The 21,015-nt window shown below is 53.7% G+C and carries 16 protein-coding genes and 1 other annotated feature; of the genes, 2 read left to right on the forward strand and 14 right to left on the reverse strand.

From position 1 onward, the window contains the following. Positions 1-112: 112 nt before the first annotated feature. From rpoD to C7820_RS10175, 5 genes are all read right to left on the reverse strand, one after another. Positions 113-1,018: an RNA polymerase sigma factor RpoD gene (rpoD, locus tag C7820_RS10150; RefSeq protein ID WP_240913186.1), complete on the reverse strand. Its 906-nt coding sequence runs from the start codon at positions 1,016-1,018 to the stop codon at positions 113-115. A 291-nt stretch (positions 1,019-1,309) separates the two neighbouring features. Continuing rightward, on the reverse strand, positions 1,310-2,263 hold the full coding sequence (locus tag C7820_RS10155) for a LacI family DNA-binding transcriptional regulator (RefSeq protein ID WP_116230850.1): 954 nt from the start codon (positions 2,261-2,263) through the stop codon (positions 1,310-1,312). Positions 2,264-2,359: 96 nt separating this feature from the next. Beyond that, a complete protein-coding gene (locus C7820_RS10160; RefSeq protein ID WP_116231710.1) occupies positions 2,360-3,043 on the reverse strand; it encodes a VOC family protein in 684 nt (227 codons plus the stop codon). A gap of 125 nt (positions 3,044-3,168) precedes the next feature. Continuing rightward, positions 3,169-4,854, reverse strand: a complete 1,686-nt coding sequence (locus C7820_RS10165; RefSeq protein ID WP_116230851.1) for a glutamine--tRNA ligase/YqeY domain fusion protein — start codon at positions 4,852-4,854, stop codon at positions 3,169-3,171. A 71-nt stretch (positions 4,855-4,925) separates the two neighbouring features. Further along, positions 4,926-5,189: a binding site (T-box leader), on the reverse strand. A gap of 85 nt (positions 5,190-5,274) precedes the next feature. Beyond that, positions 5,275-6,357, reverse strand: coding sequence for a glycoside hydrolase family 172 protein (locus C7820_RS10175; protein ID WP_116230852.1), 1,083 nt, complete (start codon positions 6,355-6,357; stop codon positions 5,275-5,277). A gap of 202 nt (positions 6,358-6,559) precedes the next feature. Here C7820_RS10175 and C7820_RS10180 point away from each other — a divergent pair, with 202 nt between their 5' ends. Then, positions 6,560-7,462 (forward strand): helix-turn-helix transcriptional regulator, encoded by a 903-nt coding sequence (locus C7820_RS10180; protein ID WP_116230853.1) that lies wholly within the window; start codon positions 6,560-6,562, stop codon positions 7,460-7,462. 33 nt (positions 7,463-7,495) lie between these two features. Here C7820_RS10180 and C7820_RS10185 read toward each other — a convergent pair whose 3' ends face one another. The 9 genes from C7820_RS10185 to C7820_RS10225 form a co-directional block, all read right to left on the reverse strand. Continuing rightward, positions 7,496-8,569 (reverse strand): glycosyl hydrolase family 18 protein, encoded by a 1,074-nt coding sequence (locus tag C7820_RS10185; protein WP_181908989.1) that lies wholly within the window; start codon positions 8,567-8,569, stop codon positions 7,496-7,498. A gap of 49 nt (positions 8,570-8,618) precedes the next feature. After that, positions 8,619-10,388 (reverse strand): polysaccharide deacetylase family protein, encoded by a 1,770-nt coding sequence (locus C7820_RS10190; RefSeq protein ID WP_116230855.1) that lies wholly within the window; start codon positions 10,386-10,388, stop codon positions 8,619-8,621. A 36-nt stretch (positions 10,389-10,424) separates the two neighbouring features. Continuing rightward, on the reverse strand, positions 10,425-12,293 hold the full coding sequence (locus tag C7820_RS10195; protein WP_116231711.1) for a glycosyltransferase family 2 protein: 1,869 nt from the start codon (positions 12,291-12,293) through the stop codon (positions 10,425-10,427). A 17-nt stretch (positions 12,294-12,310) separates the two neighbouring features. Beyond that, positions 12,311-13,633 carry a nucleotide sugar dehydrogenase gene (locus C7820_RS10200; protein ID WP_258875193.1) on the reverse strand — a complete coding sequence of 441 codons (1,323 nt, stop codon included), beginning with the start codon at positions 13,631-13,633 and terminating at the stop codon, positions 12,311-12,313. Positions 13,634-13,646: 13 nt separating this feature from the next. Next, positions 13,647-15,125, reverse strand: coding sequence for a polysaccharide deacetylase family protein (locus tag C7820_RS10205; RefSeq protein ID WP_116230857.1), 1,479 nt, complete (start codon positions 15,123-15,125; stop codon positions 13,647-13,649). 102 nt (positions 15,126-15,227) lie between these two features. Further along, on the reverse strand, positions 15,228-15,410 hold the full coding sequence (locus tag C7820_RS10210) for a hypothetical protein (RefSeq protein ID WP_116230858.1): 183 nt from the start codon (positions 15,408-15,410) through the stop codon (positions 15,228-15,230). Positions 15,411-15,600: 190 nt separating this feature from the next. After that, positions 15,601-17,316: an alpha-keto acid decarboxylase family protein gene (locus C7820_RS10215; protein WP_076166903.1), complete on the reverse strand. Its 1,716-nt coding sequence runs from the start codon at positions 17,314-17,316 to the stop codon at positions 15,601-15,603. 208 nt (positions 17,317-17,524) lie between these two features. Next, positions 17,525-18,304: an alpha/beta hydrolase gene (locus tag C7820_RS10220; RefSeq protein WP_116230859.1), complete on the reverse strand. Its 780-nt coding sequence runs from the start codon at positions 18,302-18,304 to the stop codon at positions 17,525-17,527. 172 nt (positions 18,305-18,476) lie between these two features. Then, positions 18,477-19,901: an aminotransferase-like domain-containing protein gene (locus C7820_RS10225; protein WP_116230860.1), complete on the reverse strand. Its 1,425-nt coding sequence runs from the start codon at positions 19,899-19,901 to the stop codon at positions 18,477-18,479. 129 nt (positions 19,902-20,030) lie between these two features. On the opposite strand from C7820_RS10225, the gene C7820_RS10230 reads away from it, so the two are divergent. After that, complete coding sequence (locus C7820_RS10230; protein WP_076166912.1) at positions 20,031-20,963, forward strand: DMT family transporter; 933 nt, start codon at positions 20,031-20,033, stop codon at positions 20,961-20,963. Positions 20,964-21,015: the final 52 nt, after the last annotated feature.

Consider the following 21,015-nt stretch of genomic DNA (forward strand, 5'->3'; position numbering starts at 1 on the left):
AACGAAAAAAGCTGCCTGCAGTTAGACCTGCAGACAGCTTTCAAATGAATATGATGACATATGAAATGATGAATGTATTCCAAATCGAATGAATTCGCTTAGACTCTATCGTTTACTCGATATAATCCTTTAATCGTTTGCTCCGGCTGGGATGTCTCAGCTTCCGCAGCGCTTTCGCCTCAATCTGGCGGATGCGCTCACGGGTTACGCCGAATACTTTGCCGACCTCTTCCAGCGTGCGCGTGCGGCCGTCTTCGAGGCCAAAGCGCAGACGGAGCACATTCTCTTCCCGCTCTGTCAGCGTGTCGAGCACATCGCCCAGCTGCTCCTTCAGGAAGGTGAACGCCGCAGAGTCAACCGGTGCCGGGGCGTCATGATCCTCAATAAAGTCACCCAGCTTGGAATCATGCTCGTCCCCGATCGGCGTTTCGAGCGAAACCGGATCCTGCGAAATTTTCATAATTTCACGGACCTTCTCTACGCTGAGCTCCATCGCCGCAGCGATTTCTTCCACTTCGGGTTCGCGTCCAAGCTCCTGTACCAGCTGCCGCGATATACGTGCCAGCTTATTAATCGTTTCGATCATATGGACCGGAATCCGGATCGTTCTTCCCTGATCGGCAATGGCCCGCGTAATCGCCTGTCTGATCCACCATGTAGCATAGGTGCTGAACTTAAAGCCTTTCGTGTAATCGAATTTATCTACGGCTTTGATGAGCCCCATGTTGCCTTCCTGGATCAGATCCAGCAGCTGCATGCCGCGGCCCGCATATCTCCGGGCAATGCTGACAACCAGGCGCAGGTTCGCCTCGACCATGATTTTCTTGGCTTCCTCGTCCCCTTCGGCGACGCGCTTGGCTAGTTTGATTTCTTCTTCCGTGCTCAGCAGGCCGACACGGCCAATTCCCTTCAAGTACATACGCACAGAATCATCATTCTTCATGCCCGTCGGCAGCAGCTCGACGTCAGCGTAGGGCTGATCTTGCTCCTGTTGATTCGACTCGGCTTGATTTCTCATCACTTCATCGCGTTCACGTTCTTCCATCATCCTGTACGTTCCTCCCCCTGAAAATAATCTCTCTGTATCGCTTGATACGGCTTTCTGAGGTGTAAAAAATATTGACAATCACCAATCGTTGTGATACGATAAATGGTAATAATGTGATTAATTTTGGAGTACACATTATAATATCATATACGCATTTACATTTCAATATGTTTCATAGAATTTAGCCTTTTGGATGAAATTACATAATATAGACCCGCCGGAGTAACGCTGATGTTCTCCTGCGGGTCTTTTTTGTTTGCTTTATCCGGATGAAGAACGGTAGATGATCCGGTACGGGATCTGCACCTTTTCCCTGGAACCACGGGTCACGAGCCTTAAAGCCTCCTCACCTACCCGGAAGAGCTGATGGTCTACCGTCGTAAGCTGAAGGACTTGGCCGATCGGCTGATTTTCCTGTCCGATGATGGCGATATCCTCCGGAATACGCAGCCCGGCAGAGAGAACAAATTGGTGGATTCCGGCTGCCACCTCGTCCCCGTTGGCATACACGGCGGTCGGCCGGACTTTTCCTTCAAGAAACTGACGGGCTGCATCCATACCATCCTTCAATGTAGTGCAGCCATCCAGGCACCGGCATGGCGGTACTTCCCCGAAAACGTCCCGGTAAGCCTGCATCGTCAGCCGGGTGCTGATGCTGGTCTCCCCTCTTGCCGTCGTGAACGCAACCTCTGTGTGTTCCCTGTTTTTCAGGAAGGAAAACACCTCGAGCGTCGCGGCATACCGGTCAATGTACGCGCAGCCGATTTCCTCCAGTTCCGTATACTCGCAGGCTACGATATGACCATATCCCGCAAAGGGGACGATGGACGACCAATCGTTGGCACGGGACGTAATAATGATCCCGTCGAGCAGTTTAGTTTTCAGCATGGTCAAATACTCCAGCTCTTTCTCCGGATCATACCGGGTCGGAAGCACGGTCACGGTGTAATCTTCCTCAACCGATTTGTTCAATACACCGCTTAACATCCGGTCGAAAGCCGGGTTGTTATTGTAAGGGATGATCACGCCGATGCTGCGGGTCCGGCCGCGGATCAAATCAACCGCATTGCGGTTTGGCGTGTAATCCAGTTCGTCGATGGCTCGCTGCACGGCGGCTCTTTTTTCAGCGGAAACGTACGGATGCTGGTTGAGAACCCGGGATACCGTGGATACCGAAACACCGGCTCGTCTGGCGATTTCGTGAATGTTGGCCATAACTCCCTGCCTTCTGACTTTTTCATTTCGAATGGTTCCTTTATTATATCACGCTGACTCCGATGCTCATTACGATAGTGGACCAGCCGCAGCGGATTATTCATCTCGGGACTGAATGTCGTACTGATCTGCCTGCAGCAATAGCTGCCCTTTGTCTTGCGCTTGAATGACAACTCGTGTCCCGCTCACAATCGGCGCTCTCCCGTCCGGAAACCAGGGCCGTTCGCGGTCCACCACGATTAACAAGCCCTCGGCGTCGCCCATCGCCGCAAATTGCCGGCCGTCCCCACTCCACATGGACAGTCCCAGCGTCGTTTGAATCTGTTCCACGGCAGCGGCCACTTCATCAACAGGGAGCCCGATTTCGCTGATCCGCAGCAGCTGGCTGCTTGTGAAGTCTTCATTTTCGGCGTTATCGAAGGAATGGTGGGCAATGAATTCAATCAGATTCTCATCCGGATCGTAAAAATACAGGGCATCGGCATTCCAGTTCCCGAAATGAAATTGATCCCCGTCCTGATCGCGGAACAGTGAAATTCCACGCTGAGCGGCCCACTTTTTGGCTGCGCCCAGCTGATTCGTCGGAATCGTAAAGGCAATATGGTACATAGATTTTTCGCCGGGCGCTGCCGCCTTCTGAAGAATGAGCTGGCTGCCGCCGGCTTGAATGGTGACCCTATCCGGCTGTTCATCGGCCACTGGAAGGCCGAGCTTCCCGGCGTAAAATTGCTTCATCTCCGCAAAATGCCGGGTATTTATCGTAAGTTGTTTGATTTTCATCGTAAAAGACCTCCATGTGCTTCTGATTATCAATGTATTGCTCTGCGGCAGTGTATGCAGCATTTCAAAATGCGGCATACCCCGTTCACCGTAGGGCACATGACCTGGCCCGCTTCCGTCGCAGGTCAACGCGATGCTCCCCTCTTCCATGAATCTTTCAGCGAAACGATCCGGTTAAATATCGGTACCGGCCCGGTCTGATCTTTGTGATCCAGGCAGAAATAGCCTTGGCGGATAAACTGGTATTTGGCATCCGGTGAAGCATTTTTCATCCATGGCTCCATGATCGCTTGCCTGAAAATGATTCGGGAATCGGGAGATACCAGCTCTGCCCAATCATTGTCCGATTCCGCCACGGACGCGGCATCTTTCAGCAGGCTGCCGTACAAGCGGATCTCGGCGGGAACACCGTGTGCGGCGGACACCCAATGTATCGTCGACTTCACCTTTCTGCCGCTGAACCCGGTCCCGCTTTTTGTCTCGGGATCGTACGTGCAGTGCAGCTCTTTCACTTCACCGGTCTCCGGATCCTTGACGGCATGATGGCATTTTACATAGTACGCCCCCTTCAATCGAGCTTCGCCTCCCGGAAACAGACGATGAAAGCCCGGTACCGGATGTTCCATAAAGTCCTCCCGCTCGATATACAATTCTCCGGAAAAGGGGACATCCCTGCCGCCAAGCATCGGATCGGCATCACTGTGGTTGAGATGCAGCATTTCCACCTGATCCTTCGGATAATTCGTGATGACGACTTTAAGCGGATCAAGCACAGCCATCACAGCGACAGACTTATCCTTTAAATCCTGGCGGATGAAGTGGTCGAGCATCGCCGCATCCACCGTGCTGCTCCCCCTCAGCATGCCCACTTCCTGCATGAACCGCCGGAGGCCTTCCGGCGTAACGCCTCTTCGCCGCAGCCCCTTCAAGGTCGGAAGGCGGGGATCATCCCAGCCGTCGACGAATCCGCCTTCGACCAGCTCCCTGATGTACCTTTTGCTCGTGACCATTCCGGAAACGTTCAGACGTCCGAATTCCCGCTGCTTCGGGGGTTCCGCCACTTCCAGCTCGCGCAGCACCCATTCGTACAAGGGGCGGTGATCCCTGAATTCCGCGGAGCACAGTGAATGCGTAATGGCCTCGATGGCATCCTGGATCGGATGGGCAAAGTCATACATCGGGTATACACACCACTCACTCCCTGTCCGGTAATGCTCGGCGTGAATGATGCGGTACAAGACCGGGTCCCTTAAGTTGATGTTGGGCGAGGACATGTCAATTTTGGCCCGCAGCACCTTGGCGCCGTCCGGGAACCGGCCTTCCTTCATTTGATGGAACAGGGACAGATTGTCCTCCACCGACCGTTCGCGATAAGGACTGTTTTTTCCAGGCTCCGTGAGCGTTCCGCGGTATTCCGTCATTTCCTCCGCCGACAAATCGCAGACATAAGCCTTTCCTTTACGGATGAGCTTCAAAGCCGCTTCGAAGATCTCTTCCGAATAATCCGAGCCAAAGTACACCGGCAGGTCCAGACCAAGCCACCGGACATCCTCCCGGATCGCCTCCACGTATTTCATGTCTTCCTTCAGCGGATTCGTATCGTCAAAGCGCAGATTCATCTTCCCGTGAAATGCTTCGGCAATGGCTGCGTTCACGTGAATGGCATAGGCGCTTCCGATGTGCAAATAGCCGTTCGGCTCAGGCGGAAACCGGGTCGCGATCGGTCTGGAATACGTTTCGTTCTCCACATCCTCCATCACGGTTTTCGTTAGAAAATCCACGGCTTCTTCTTTCCTTACTTTTCCTTCCATAAACTGTCCCCTCCTGCTCTTATATCAATCAAATAGAAAACAAAAAAATCCCGCCTCCAAGACGCTGACGTCTTGGGGACGAGATTGTATTTCGCGGTGCCACCCCGGTTCGCGGATCTATCGCTACATCCGCCTCTTCGGGTACGGCATGGACGCATGCTTATACCCTAGCTCTGTAACAGGAGCTCCTGTCGCACCATCCGAAGGAATGAGGATCCCTCTTCCGATGCGCCGCTCGGAGGCTTGCTTCAATGACAGACGGCCTGCTCCTTCACAGCTGCCGGAGCTCTCTGCAAGGCTGCCCGTTCATCTACTCTTCTCTTCACCGCGTTTTCGTTCCGATTTGATTTTGACCATATTAACATCATTTTCGGCCAGTGTAAACCGCATGATGCATACTTTAACCGGAAAGGGCGGGGATTAAATAACCTCCAGGCCATCGTTATCCGGCAGCGGCGGATGCGGGGTGTGCGGCTCGGACTGATACCAGAAAGCGACGGAGGCGATATCGTCCTGCAGCGGCAAATAGCGGCCGCCGGAACGCCAACCGAGCGCCTGGATCGTTACCTTCAAGTCCTGTTCAAACCGGATCGGGTCCATCACATGCCAGCGGTACATCCCGAATCGCTGCTGACTCCGGTACAGGCCGTCCGGTCTGATTTGCTGGTGAAAGCCCAAATAGGCAGTGGAAAACGCACCATACTGTCCTTGTGGATGCTCAAAATTCCAGGCGCCGCCAAAATAATCTTCGGTCCCGGTGCCGCAAATCGTCGGGAAATCGCGGTCGCCGTCCATATAGAACTTGATCTCGCCTTCTCCCCACCACCCCGTGTTGTTCACCTGCCAGGCGATGTACGTGCCGACATACTGTCCCCTCCCCTTCACGCCATCCAGAAGCACATGGTCCTGCTTATACGGCAAGGGGTTGCTCCGGCGCCATTGGGCGTGAAAATAGGCCGCATCCTCCGGCACCTCGGTCAGCGTATAGGTGAACTGGTAATACAGCACGACGGGTTTGTCCATTCGGTTCTCTACCGTAACCCGGGCTTTCTTGCGAAACGGCATCACCCAATAGCTGTTCATCCCGCCGGCGGGATTGACCGCCACAGGCAGGGAGTTGACATTGCTCCGCTCGCACCATCCGTTGCAGAAGAAGTCGCCGACAGGCACTTCTACGGAAGGCTCCGACTCATCATCCCAATAAAAGCGCAGAAACATATGACGCCAACTGTCCGGAAAGCAGGTCAGCCAAATATGCTGAATGGCCCCGGGTCCGTCGATTTCTGCGGCGGTAAACACCTCACCCGGTTTGATCTCCACTGATGGCGATATTTTCCACCCCTGACCCAAATCCCGCCCGGCATTCGCTCCGGTTCCCTGGGTCGCCATGCCGCCCTTTCCTTTAGCTCCCGTCACATTTTCCGCGCTGATCGATCTCGTCTGTGCCGAGGACATCCGGAATAGATTGCCGAGGCCCATGTTCAGTCCGTTAAAAGATTCCATGCTCATCTCTCCTGTCATTGGTCTAACCGGATTTGTATTAAAGCGGTTACAAGTCATTCTACAGGCGTTTCCCCTCTTTATCGATGTTGGGACTTGTTATTTGTTATCCATTCTTGCTATTGTCAGAATAAAGAACCGCCGAGCCGCTGAAAGAGCAGAAACCCGGATACGGGATCATTAGTGGAGGGAGCTGTCAAAGCGTATGGACCGGCAACAGCTACTGCAAGCCTTATCCCCTTACGTGCGAAGGGCGTGGCATCACAAAGTTGACCGTATGAAACTGGCGCCGCGGATCATTTTTGATTACGAACTGCTGTATGTTGAACAAGGCGAGCTCGACATCCGGATTGGCGGGGATTCACTGACTGTGTTTCCAGGCGACCTGCTGCTGTTCAAGCCCGGTATAGAGCATGAATTTGTCCGTTCCAGGGGCCCCTGCTGGATGCCCCATATCCATTTCGACGCCCTGTATTATGAAGACTACGAGGAGGTACCGATTAACTTTAAGCTGCGGGCGGAATGCAGCCAACAAGAGCTTTCGTGGCTCCGGCCGGATTGGCTGGGTTCCGTGCTGGAAATCCCCCATCTGATCCGGGTACAGAACCATGCGGAAATTCATCAGGAGCTGATGCGGCTCATCCACGCCTACGAGCGCCGGGATGCCGAATTTCCGCTGCTGCAGAAATCGCTCGTGCTGGATATTCTGTATTTAGTCATCAAGGGCCTGAAGGCGGCCGGACATGGCCGGCTCTCGCTGCATCAGGCCGCGATGGAGCGGGCGGTGACCCACATTATGGAGCATTACGATACCGTCATCCGGCTGGAGGACTTGTCCAAAACGGCCTGCTTGAGCCTGTATCACTTCTCGCGCGTATTCAAGCAGACGTATGACGTGTCACCGCACCAATTCCAGATCCGGTACCGGATGGAGCGTGCCAAGGAGCTGATGATGTACAGCCGGTTATCCCTGTCCGCGATCGCCGAGCAGGTTGGCTACAGCAGCATTTACGCTTTCAGCAAAGCGTTTAAGTCCGCCTGCGGCATTTCTCCGAAAAAATACATGAGCACCCATGCCTCCATGGGTGCTCCGGAAATCCATCATTAAGCCGCTGACGCGTAAACGCGAAGCGGCTTTTATTTACTTTGCCGTTGTGGCAGCTTGAACCAGCTTGTCCAAAGTGCCGCTTCCGAGTTCTCCCAGCCTCCATACGGCCACATGGCTAATCCCGGCCTGGCGCAGCGTGTCGATCCAGGAAGTCAGCGTGGAACCGTCCGCATACCACACCGTATGTTTTACATTCTTATCATCGGTGTACTGATAGTGCAGACTTCCGCTGGCCGCGTCCCGCTTGAGATCCGAGCCGTTCGTGTACCGCATCTTTACGGCCTGCTGTTCGGTAATGGCAGTCACTTGATCCCCATGCCAGTCAAAGCCTCCGGCCGCAATCGCGATTGTCTTCACCCCCGGAACGGCTGTCATCCGCTTGGCTAACTTTTTCAGAAAAGCTTTGTCCGCTTTGGGTCCCGGACCGCTATGCGTACCGTACAGATTGTAGGCCATCATCACATATTCAGGACCTTCGGGCAGCTTCAGCGTTTCGACGGGAGCCCTTGACTCCAGCACGATGCGGAGCGATTTCCCCTTGGCATGCATTCGCTCATACAATTCGCGGTAAAAAGCGGTCATATAACCCCAGTCCTTGTCCGGGATGCGCTCATAATCGATCTCCACCCCTTGAAACGAGTATTGATCGAGCAGCGCTTCAATCTCGGCAATGTGCTTCTCCCGTGCTACCTTCGTGGATACCAGCCGCGAGACCAGCTCCGAGTCTTTGGGGGACTCACCGCCGTCCTGCCGCACGATATCGTTAACAAGGGTCAGGTTCAGCTCGCCGATGCCGGCAGCCTCCGCCGTTTCCCGGATTTGCGGGAGCGCTTCTTGGAAAGCCTTCGTAAAATAGGGCTGATCCGATTCGTCAAAATAGGCGGCAAACGCCTGAACACGGCTCAGAGCCTTGCCCAGCTCCCCTGCATCTGCAAGCCCCGACTCCCACTGCCAATCCACCACCCATGCGGTAAGGTCCACAGGAGTTCTGACCGGCGGAGCCGCCGCTTGCATCGCCGGCTGCCTCATCCAAATGCTGAAACCGACCCCTACGGCGACGATGACAAGCACCAAAGTCATCCATCCCGATTGAGCCACTTGCTTCATACCCATCTTCTCATTACACCGCCATTTCGCCTATGAAATTGCTCTTTCGTCAGAACGTATCGATGGCCCAATCGATCGTGACGTCCATGGCATGCTCAACCTGCGCCGCGACTTTTTTCCAGCCGAGCAGCTTATTCGTATACCACACCGAGGTTTTTCCATCCGCCGCATTTTCCGTAGTCACCGTGACATCCTCAAAGATTCCATCATAGATGTCGTCCTTCGTATTTTGAGGACTATAGGCTGATCCCAGTCCCACGGCACCGCCCTTCAGCGAAGGATCGACCGAGGCTTGGAGAACGGGCTGCCCGTCCACGATGACCTCCAGCCGATTTCCCGACACCTTCATTTGAATCTGCCGGGTATTTTTGATGTTGAGGGGATATTCATCCTCTTCATCCGTATTGGCTCCGGCCTGCGATTCTTCTGCGGAATACACCGTTGCCTTGTCAAAGGCGAGGTCCTCCGAAGACCACTTGACCGGATCCAGCTTTTGTGAACCCAAGACAGTCACAGGCGAACCAGAAAGCTTCTGCTCCACCTGAATTTCGTTGCGGTCCAGCGTGACGCGCACATACTGCTGGCCATCTCCACGGTCCTTCAAGTAAAAAGACTGCTTGCCGACCACGTTGCCGGAAACCTTCGCGCTTAAGGTGAAATCCTCAGGCGCCTGTTCTCCTTGATCCAGCAAAAGCTTGCCTTCCCCGGCAGGCGGTGACGTCAGAACGATCCGGTTATCCTTGAATTCGGCGGCGCCTCCAGCCTGCTTCCACTGCCCCGACTGCTTCTGGTCCCCGGTCACATACTTCATTTGCTGGCCGCTGTCCTTACCGATTTTCATCAAAAGATGGTTGGTTGACCAGTAGGGCTCAGGCTGGACGCGGGTCAGGTTGTACACATCCTGTGATGGCCCGTTGAACGCATTGCCCTCCAGGTTAAAATGCATCTGGAACAGAGAACGGATATTGCGGTCATTTACATCCGTCACAAGCGGGTTCATGCTCCCGTACATCGCATTGGCATGCATGATCATATAGACCCCGGGCACGAAGCCGAATTTGTCGGTATAGACCGTGTCCATCAGCTGATAATCCTTGCTGATCCGCGCCTGCATCGTATCCCGGTCCTCGAGCGGAATCATATTTTCATCGCGGATAAAATCCATAAGGTAGTGATTATAATGCTCGATGTCCTCTTTGCTGTCCAGCTTATTTTCGTCCTTGACGCCGATATAGCCGCCGTTTTTATCGAAAATATTGATGTAAGTCAAACGGTACCCGTTGGTCCCCATTTCCCAATACCCGCTTTTCATCATGCGGCGGAGTTCCTTGGGCTGCACGAATTTATGATCCCCGTTCCCCATCTTGTTGGCATAGGTAAGGAAGGTCGCCTTATCATTGTATCTCTCCAGCAAGGGCTGGGCATAAAGACTGGAGTCATTGCGCCCGTCCTCAAAGGACAAAAACAGCGCCTTGTCCGGCAGCGCTTTCCCTTTATGGTAGAAATCGAGGATGTCCTGCTGTGACACCGTGACATAGCCTTGATCATGGAGGGTTTGTAGCTGGGCTTTAAGCTGGGCTTTATCGATCAGAAGCGGTGTTCCGGTACGGCTGACCCCAAAATAAGACAGCGCGACAAACCCGCTTCGATTATGCCACGTCGACTTGTCCGGTTCGGCGTAGCGGTCGGTTCTTCCGACGGCTTGGTAGATCAGAAAGATGACCATGATCACCAGGAAGAGCTGGATCCAGGTTTTGATCCACTTCCGCCGGTTTTTGCGCTTCACATCAAGCGCTTCGCTGCGTTTTCCTTTTTTCATCCTGCATCCTCATTTAAATTCCGCGGTTCCGCCGGGTTACAGCGGCACTTCCGTCTTCGTATTTTTTCGGTTTTTTCTTGCGGCCTTTTTATTTCTCGCCTCGACGTCCTGCGGCGTTTCCCTTGTCCCCCAGGTTGATTTCCAGAAGGTGAACCAGGCGACCGGCATTTGCCAGAGCAGCACCATTTCGTAGAAAAAGCAAAAGACGAAGCCAAATACCCACAGCTTGCTTTTACGGAACAAAAGATGGGCCAGACTCATCAGCAGGGACATCAGCAGAAGCCCCATCAAGAAGGTTCCCGGGAACACATGGTGGAAAATGGGCACATACAGCAGGTTGTAGAGCACGATCAGCGGCGCAGCGATTGGAACGATGACACCAATGTAGAAAAAGAGCGCCATAAACGGCTCCTTTCTCCAAATAAACCCTGCAGCCCTAAGAGATTCCCGAAGCCAGGAACGCTTCCAGCGCATCTGCTGCTTCAGGAAGACATTCATCTCCGAAGGAACGATCGTGGAGCAAATCGCTTTATCCTGATACGCCGTCCGGTGTGTCTTCAGGATAAAGTTGGTCATGCTGCGGTCGTCGCCGAACGTAGCGGGCTGTCCCAGAAACTTCTGGTTGAGCCAGGCGTCCGCATGCTTCAGCACAAGCCTCTTTTTATAACAGGATAACGGCCCGGACAGGCAGGTGACGCTGTCAAACCAGGACTCGGCCGCTTTCATGATCCGGAACGCGATATAATAGCGCACGGTCTGGAGCTTCGTAATGGAGTTGGTGTACTTGTTCTCCACATCCGTCCGCCCGGCAACCCCGCCCATACGCGGATCTTGGAAGGGCTGCACCAAGTGCTTGATGGCGAGCGGATCGAGGAAGCTGTCCGAATCCACGAACACGACGAGATCATGCTTTGCCATCCGTACCCCCTGCACCAAGGCTTCCCGTTTCCCTCCGTTCTCAGGGAGGATATGCATCCGAAGCCGCTCTTTGGTTTGAAAGCGGTCGGCTTCCTGATGAAGCAGGTCGATCGTTTTCTGAATCTGCTCCGCAGACCGGTCGGTAGAGCGGTCATCAACGACGATGACCTCCAGCTTGTCCACCGGGTAATCCTGATTGATGCAGCTGATAATCGTCCGATCGATCCACTTCTCTTCGTTGAAGCACGGAATTATGATCGATACGCCCGGCGTAAAATCCGGATTGACCGGCACGTCACGGTATAGAGACCCGAACAAGTATCTCGTCAATAAAAATGCCGCGGCGATCAGGCTGTATAAATACAGCAGGAAATTGTATTTAAAATAAATGATGCTCTCCGCCCGAAGCAGCAGCACAAAAACGGCGGCAAGCAGCAGCAGGCCGCTGGCCGTATACACGGAGTACCCCCAGCGTCTGCGCTGAAAATATTGATGCAGCGGGTTGGTGAACTCAAAAGCAGCCATTGAAACGGCCTCTCTGCCGGTTCCGCGCTCAAAATTCCGTACGACGACTCCTTCGATATCCACTTTGGATTCAAAGCCTTCCGGCATTGTGCCTGCCGGAATTTCAAAGTGCATGGACACTTTGCTTCCCGGCTGGATGTGGTCCGTCGTGAAGGGCAGCTCGAGCAGCAGGCCCGTTGAAGATACATCGACAGCCTTCGTTTTCAGTTTTCTCCGGTTCTTTCCTTTGCCCCAAGTCAGAAGCACGGGAAAATCCGCCTCGTAACGCAGGCTGAACTTCCGCATCCGTTCCAAATAATCCGAACTGAACTGCTCCGCATCGTTATCCCGCGATCCTCTCCGGTCGACCGAACTGCGAATTTGTTCCGGGTCAGGAACGTTCGATAGAATCCGCCGGTCCGAACGGGGCAAGGTCAGAACCTCATCGGTTTGTTTTTTCTTTCGTCTGAACACTTGTTTTATTCTCCCATCTGCTCTCGTTACAGCCGCCAATAAATGTAACCCTGACGCTCGAACTCTGCTTTGTCATATATCCCCTTAACGTCCAGCAGGATCTTTACCGAGTCCTTTCTGAACATCGGATCCATATCCGCATAGCCCATGTCTGCAAAGCATTGATGCGGGACGGCCGTGACCAGGACATGCAGGTTCTGCAGTTCTTCCAAACGGGCCAGTTCGAGGCCGTACTCGGCATAAGCCGCTGTCGGGTCTACCAGCGGGTCGACGATCCGGGGTTCAATACCGTAATCCTGAAGCTCTTTGATGATATCCACCACTTTGGAATTCCGGATATCGGCGCAGTCTTCCTTGTAAGCCAAGCCAAGAACGCCGACCTTCACGTCACGCAGGTCCAGCCGCTGCCGGACGAGCAGCTTGATCAGCTGTTCGGCGACAAATTTGCCCATCCCGTCGTTGATATGCCGTGCTGCCAGAATGATCCGTGAACGGATACCGGTATCCTCCGCCTTGTACGTCAAGTAGTACGGATCGATTCCGATGCAGTGCCCGCCAACCAAACCGGGAACGAAGTTCAGGAAATTCCACTTTGTCCCTGCGGCGCGCAGCACTTCCCGGGTATCGATGCCCATCTGGTGGAACAGCATGGACAGTTCGTTCATAAAGGCGATATTAATGTCCCGCTGGGCGTTTTCGATAACCTTTGCCGCTTCGGCCACCTTGATGCTTTCCGCCCGGTATACGCCGGCATCGATGATCTGTTCGTACATGCCGGCAATGATCCCCAGCGATTCCTCATCCATTCCCGACACAATCTTGACGATATTGTCGAGCCGGTGAATCTCATCACCAGGATTAATCCGCTCCGGCGAATATCCCACTTTAAAATCCGTCCCGCAGCGCAGGCCTGACTCCGCCTCCAGGATCGGAACGCAAATCTCTTCGGTGACGCCTGGGTACACGGTCGATTCATAAACCACGACCGCACCCTGGCGCAATCTTCTGCCGACCATGCGGCTCGCTTCTTCCACAAACCGTAAATCCGGCACGTTACCGCTCTGCACCGGGGTCGGTACGGCAATCACATAAAACTTGGCTTCGCCAAGCCGGTCCGCGTCGGACGTATATTCCAATCCCACAGACGCTGGGTCTTCGTCATCCACGGACGTCTGCGCGTCAGAAGAAGCTTCCTCCTGCAACCGGCTGACCTTGTTCGTGTTGACGTCAAAGCCGATCACCCGCATCTTTTTCGAGAACGCCTGTGCCAGGGGAAGGCCTACATACCCGAGTCCAATGACCGCGACCGGGCTGTAAGCATACAGCACTTCTTTAGTTGGTGTTGACATATTCCATCTCCATCTATCTTTCATTACCTGACGAATTCCCATTATCTGAAATCCAGTCAGACAGTTTCACGAATGTGTATCCTTGTTTCCGCAAGTTTTGAATAATACCTGGCAGTGCCTCCGCCGTGTGGGTATCGTCCAGCGAATGCAGCAAAATAATTCCGCCGCTGTGGCTTTGCTGGATAACCGAGTTCACGATCTGCGAAGCGGTGCGCTCCCGATTCCAATCATTCGGATCGATATCGAAATCGACAATATTCCGGTAACCGGCCGCCGCGATAATCCGGGCCGTGCGGTCGTCAATATCGCCGGTCGGCGGCCGGAACAGCATGGCCGGCTGCTGCTGGATCGCATCCGTAATGATCCGGTGCGCCTTGACCACTTCATCCTGAAGCTGCTTGACGCTGATCTTGGTCAGGACCGGATGGCTGTAAGTATGATTTCCGACATCATGCCCTGCTTGCGCGATCGCCCGCGCCAGGTTCGGATTTTTCTCCACTCCGTCCGCACGCAAAAAAAACGTACCCTTCACGTGGTACTGATCCAAAATGTCGAGCAGCTTCGTGATCGTTTCATCCGTGCCCCAGTCGTCAAAGGTAAGGGCGATTTCCTTCTTGGCAGTCTTGTGGCTGTACACGAGTTTGTAATCTGCTTTGGCGTAATCGGCGTTATACTTCGCAGCCTGATACCCTTGAACCGTGTCGGCCGGTTTACGTACGCCGCCTGTGGCGACCAGCTTGTCTAAAGTAACGAAATGATAACCGGCTGCCGAAGCTTCCGCAGCAATCAGGTCCACCGATTCATTCAAAGTCCGGTTCTCCGCCAGGTCAATCGCGACGATCCCACCGCGGTTGATGTATTTCCGGATATAGTTCTTTTTTTGCTGAGGGGTCTCCGCCTTCCAATTATGTAAAAACAGACTGTAGGATATGACCGCCTGCTGTCCACTCTGTGCCGCAGCCAGCCGGATATCCTCGCTTATCGCTCCCGTTTGCGTTCGGACGAACTTCGGAGTAACCCCCGTTTGTTTGCGGATGACATCGTCGGCCAAATGGATTTCCTTGTAGATCTGTTCGTAGTCCATCCGGCTCATGTCGACCGCATTCAGCGTATTGTTCTCGATCTCATGTCCCCGGGACAAAATTTGCCGGGCGATGTCCGGTTCCTCCGCAACCCGCATCCCCGGCAAAAAGAAGGTTGCTTTTATGCCTAAGGCATCCAGCTGATCAAGAAGCTCGTCCATCGTTTGGGCATCTGCCATCCCGTTAAACGTTAAGGCAAGGTTCCGGCTGGTCGTGTATGCCAGAGAAACGGCTTGGCTCATCTCACCGGTATAACGCTGGATCGGCTTGTCAGCCTCAGCCGTTTTCGTGCCGCCGTCCGTATCGTCTCCCACCATCCAAGTGCATCCTGACAGCATGCTTATTGCCAGAACCGCGAGCACCAGCCATCCGGCCGGCTTTCCGGGCGAAAAGTCTTTCATCACTTTCATAGATATCTCCTTATGACACACTCTTAAGTTCTACCAAAAGAATAACGTGTAATGCCTATTCAACAAATGACAAAAAGATGTCAATTTTTCGACATTCAAACTTTAATCCCAGGTCCCGGGCTGGATCGATTCGGACTGCCGGCATCTTCTCCATCGCGGAAATCCTTTGGAGGTCTCCGACTTTCGCTGCTCCAGCAGCAGTTTAACCCCTCTGATCAAATAACGGTAACGCAATTCGTCTTCATGACTAAGCTTACGCATTTCTGTAAAATAACGGTCAAGCATCCTAATAACCACTCCATTTATCTATGTGTATAGTACTAGGTTACTAGACTCAACTGTACAAATTCTGAACATGCCCATAGACCCGGACAAAATCAGCGATTTTCATCATCTTACCGGAATGGATACATACACAAAAAAAGTGCTGCCGGAAAGTTCATCATGAACCTTCCGGCAGCACTGATCCCGTGCTTTATTTCTGCCCTTTTTTCGCCTGCTCCTCCATGTAATTGCGCATCCGCTTCATATATTCCGGCGCATCCATCGGGTCGGCGGCGATCATTTCAATGATGCAGAGCTTTCCGGCCCGCTCCTGATCCGCCTGAGCGAACGCCTGCTCAAGCTCCCCGTTTGTCCGCACCGTCGCCGTAAACGCCTCTCCGCCGAAGGCTTCGGCCAGCTTCGTGTACGACCAGCGCGGAATCTGGTTGTAGCGCTGATTCTCTGTTTTCACGTTCAAGTATTTTTCGATGGTGTATCCGTCATTATTCAGAACGAAAATGATCGGCTTGCAGCCGTAATACAGCATCGAGCTGATCTCCTGCGCGGTCAGCTGCAGCGAGCCGTCCCCCGTAAACAGCAGCACCCTGCGGTCCGGGGCGGCAATGCTGGCACCATAGGCTGACGGCGTGGCATAGCCGATCGACTGCCACCCTCCCTGCGTAATATACGTGACGTTCCGGGGCAGCCGAACATAAGCCATGCCGTTATAGAACGTTCCCGTCTCGGCGACGACGATGTCGCCTTCCTTCAGCATGCGCTGGATCCTTGGATAATAAGTCGAGGCGAGCAGCGGTGCTTCGGGTTCACCCGTAACTTGATCATACGGAAACGCCCCCTTGCCGGCGGCGGCGCTGCCTTTATAACCGATCTTTTGCAGCTCAAGCAGCATGTCGGCAGCCAGCACATTCGGGAATTCAGCTCCTCCCACCTTGACCATCTTGGGCTGAATATCGACGGTAACGAGCGGATTCAATTTGGCGGTGTACGTGCCCGTATTGCTGTCGGCCCATACCATCCCGACCGCGATGACGCAGTCGGCTTGTTCCACCGCCGTTTGTACTTCAGACGAACCAAACGAGCCGCCGTACACCCCGATATAGTTGGGGTGTGACTCATCGAAAGCACCTTTACCGAACATCATCGTCGCCACCGGAATATTCATGGCATCTGCCAACTGGCGCACCGCCGTTTGAAGTCCAAAACGCATCGCATTCACGTCAACCAGCAAAATCGGCTTGCGGGCCCGGTCAAGCAGCTGGCGCACCTGGTCCGCCGCTGCTTGAAGAGTCGTCAGGTTGGATGACGGTTTTGGCGGTGTCGGTTCTCCCCTTCCCATAACAGGCTTTGAGACCAAGTCGTCGGCGATCACCAGATAGACCGGCTTTTTCTTCTCCTTGGCGATCCGGATAGCCGTCGGAATTTCGATCTCGGCATTCTCCGGCGTAACGACGGCCGAATAGGCCGTAATCGGCTCATACACCTTGCGAAAGACGTCAAAATTGCCGTCCATCAAGGTGTGGTGCATCAGCTTATGCTCCTTCTGATCCTTGTCCGGAGGGGATCCGACGATATGAATCAGCGGAATGTGCTCGCTGTTTGCCCCGGCGATCGCGTTGCAGGCACTGAGTTCACCGACGCCGAACGTCGTAATCAGCGCCGAAATGCCTTTGATCCTGGCGTAAGCGTCCGCCGCGTATCCCGAGTTCAATTCATTTCTTCCATTGATAAATTCAATGCCGTTATACTTCTCCAGCGTATCGAGCAGGGTAAAATTATAGTCTCCGGGCACGCCGAAAATTTCGGTAATTCCCTCAAGCTTTAAGCAGTCAAACAAATACTGGCCGAGACTTTTCCCGGTGGTGCCAGATTTCTGATCGGTACTTCCCGTCGCCGTCATGTTACCCATTCTTCGCTCACTCCTTATCCATTTCTTGGGCTGTTTCTGTATAACATTACCCTTTCCGTGGACAGGTTATTCTACACGAGGATTCAAATCGTCCCCAAGAGTGGAATATAAGGAAGTTCTGTCTTGAAGCCGATGTTTTTTTTCATTTACAAAAAAAGACCTCGGCATAGGTCGTATGCCTCGGTCTGCATTACAAGGTTGCACATCCTCAGGTTATGCGTTGTTCTTCGAGCCAGGCGAGCACGTCTTGAATTTTGGCGTCCCAATATCCCCATTCATGGCTTCCCGGGCCCTCTTCGTATGTATAATCCAGACCCGACTGCTTGCACGCTTCGCGGAACATAACGTTGTCCTCGTACAAAAAGTCCTCGGTACCGCAGCACTGGTACAGCATCGGTTTCGGCCCTTCCGACTTCGCACACTGTTCCATCAGCCAGAACAAGTCCTCCTCGCGGTTCTTTTCCGGCTTGTCGCCATAGATCAGCTTGTAGTCCGTGAAAAGGTCCATATTTTCCGGAACATGGAGACCATTCATCGCACCTGACAATGAAGCGGCGGCCGCAAAGCTCTCCGGTTTGCTTAGCGCCCATTTGAACGCCCCGTAACCTCCCATGGACAGCCCTGCAACGAAATTGTCCTCCCTTTCCGCCGATAGCGGGAAGAAAGAACGGGCAATGCTTGGGAGTTCCTCGCTGATAAACGTCCAGTACTTGTTCCCGTAAGCCATGTCCGCGTAGAAGCTGCGGTGCACCTGGGGCATAACGACCGCCAGTCCCGTCGATGCGACATAACGCTCGATCGACGTTCTGCGCAGCCAGATGGAATCGTCATCCGACAATCCGTGGAGCAGATACAGCGTCGGATGCTTGTCCGCAAATGTGTTATTCTGCATCCCGATCTGATGGCGGGTCTGCTGCGGAAGAATGACCGTCATGGAAGTACTGAGCTGCAGCACGTCCGAAAAAAAGTGACATTGAATCAAAGCCATGATATAAGTCCACCTCTCTATAATCGATCCATTGGATCGGCTGCCGTTTCTTCCCGCCTGCTCCATTGCCTGCTGCAAGCGGGTACCGGTTGTTCGGCCTCCATCATTATTGTAACGCGTCATGGCAAAAAGTTCATGATGATTTTTGGGTGTAACGAAGGTGGGATCGAGGCTATCTATTGTCCATGCTGCCCGCCAAGTTTGTCAGAAGCCGCATGCCGGTCCGAATCTGCTCCTCATTGACAAAGCTGTAGCTGAGCCTGATCCAGGACCGCATTTGGCGCTTCGGGTCAAACACCGCGCCTGGAACGAACGAAACCGCCTCCGCGGTGGCTCGCTGCCATAACATGTCCACAGAGAGATGATCCGGGAGCTTCACCCACAGGTTGAGACCGCCTTCAGGCACAGTCCACTGCCAGCCGGTGTCCCGGAGTGACTCGATCATCAGATCCCGCCGGATCTGAAGGGCAATCCGCAGCTTTTCCAGGTGATTCTGCATCCGCTCTGATCCGAAATAGTGCAGAAACAGCTTCTGATTGACGAGCGGCGAGCCGTTATCCGCAAGCGACTTCAAGGTTAACAGCGGCTGGATGACCGAGCTTCGGCCCACCACAGCACAGATCCGAAGACCTGGAGCTACGTATTTGCTGAAGCTGCTCAAATAGATAACCCATCCCTCCGTGTCATAGGTAAACAGCGGTAACGACGGAGGCTCTCCGAAATAAATGTCCCGAAAAGTGTCGTCCTCAACGAGCAGGCACTGATATTTCTCGGCCAAGGCGACCAGCTCTTTCCGCTGACCGGCAGGGACCGAATAGCCCGTTGGGTTATGAAAGGTCGGATTCATATAAAAAAAGCGGGGCTTGTGCCGTTTCATCATCTCCTCGACCTGGACAAGGTCGTATCCGCCGGGCGAAATGTCGACGGGGAGAAAACGCGCCCCCTGAGCGCGAAAAATATCCAGTGCCGCGCTGTAAGTCGGACGCTCCACCATCACGGCGTCCAGCGGACGAATATAGAGCCGGGCTAACAGATCAATAGCCTGCTGCGCACCGGATGTAATGATCAACTCGTCCGCCGATATACTCACCTTGAGCCTTCCTGTCATGTAATCGCCCAGAAAATCCCTCAGCTCGGCATCCCCCTGCAAATCGGAATAAGTGCCGATCATTTTCGGATAGCGGTCAAACACCTCTTTGACATATTGGGACAGATACAAATTGGGCAGCAGATTGGGATCAATCAGCGCCTGCGAAAATTGATAAACGGAAGGCACACGCTGAATGTCGGACATCTCGTTCCGATAGGTCCGGGCAGCAGCTGAGCTTTTTTCATAGGTTGGCAGTCCCGTGATTTCATGCATCGGAGCAACATAATACCCCGATTTTTCCTTTACGTAAGCCTTCCCCTCTTCCTTCAGCAGCTGGTAAGCGCGAAAAACGGTGAGCCGATGAACCTGCAGCTCCCCGGCCAGCATCCGGATCGAAGGAAGCTTGTCATGGGCAACAAGTTCTCCCCGCTGAATCCTGGCGACAATATGATCATAGACCTGCCGGTACAGCAGCGGATGATCCTTCTGTGTCGTCTGCAATTTCATTTTCCCTCCGGACATCAAATGGGTTGTAGACTCATTGTACTATAAACCCGCGTCCATCTGTTCTGTGATCATGCATCTGTTCTGTAAGCCTCCTTGTATGATGGGAAGACAACCAAAGGAGGATTTAGCATGATACTTGTCAACTACTTGCTAATGTGTCTTATTTTTGGCACCACGTTTCTGGCCATTAAAATCGGGGTGGACGCGTCCGCTCCGCCCTTTTTCTCGGCGGGACTGCGCTTTTTTGCGGCCGGCTTGGCGCTGTTTTTGTGGATGGTTTGGCGCAAAAAGTCCCGTTTCCGTCTTCTGCTGCGCAAAGAAATGCTGCTGAGCGGCATCCTGCTGACCTTCGGCACGTTTGCGCCGCTCTATTGGGCCGAGCAGCACGTTTCTTCCGGATCCGCCGCCGTCTTCTCGGCTACAGGTCCGCTGATCATTTTACTCATCCAAATGCTGGTCTTCAAAGCAAAGAGCACGACGAGGACCGTCGCCGGCTGCCTTCTAGGTTTCGCGGGCGTCCTGCTGCTGCTGCTCTCGGACCTCTCTCCCTCCTCCAGAGGCGCCTGGATCATCGGCGGACTGGTCATCCTTGCCGGGGAAATCTGCTACGCCGCAGGAACGCTGTATTCACGAAAGGTGATCCAACGCTTTCCCGAAGCATCGCCCATTGCGCTGAATGCGGCGCAGATGATGCATGGCGGATTCCTTCTGCTTGTGCTATCTCTGCTGACTGAGCCTATACATGCCGCCGGGCTGCCCGCCGGTGCCGCACTCGGTTCACTCGTTTATCTGATCGTTATGGGATCCATGGTCGCCCACAGTCTCTATTATTGGCTGGTTGCCAAGACGAATCCCGTTTTTCCGTCGACTTGGCTGTACATCTCGCCCATGATCGCCATGGCGGCAGGGGCCGTGCTGTATCATGAACGCATCACCTGGCTCTCGGTCGCCGGCATGATTACGATTATTACCGGAACGCTGATCACCAATCTGGACAGCATTCTGCGGGTGATCCGCAGGCCGGTACAACTGACGACAGACGGAACGACGGTCCGGGACTAGCAGCATTTCTTTTCACCATTGCCAATCAACATCCGGCACATCTGCAACCGTG

Source organism: Paenibacillus sp. VMFN-D1, from assembly GCF_003386155.1.
Taxonomy (GTDB): domain Bacteria; phylum Bacillota; class Bacilli; order Paenibacillales; family Paenibacillaceae; genus Paenibacillus_AQ; species Paenibacillus_AQ favisporus.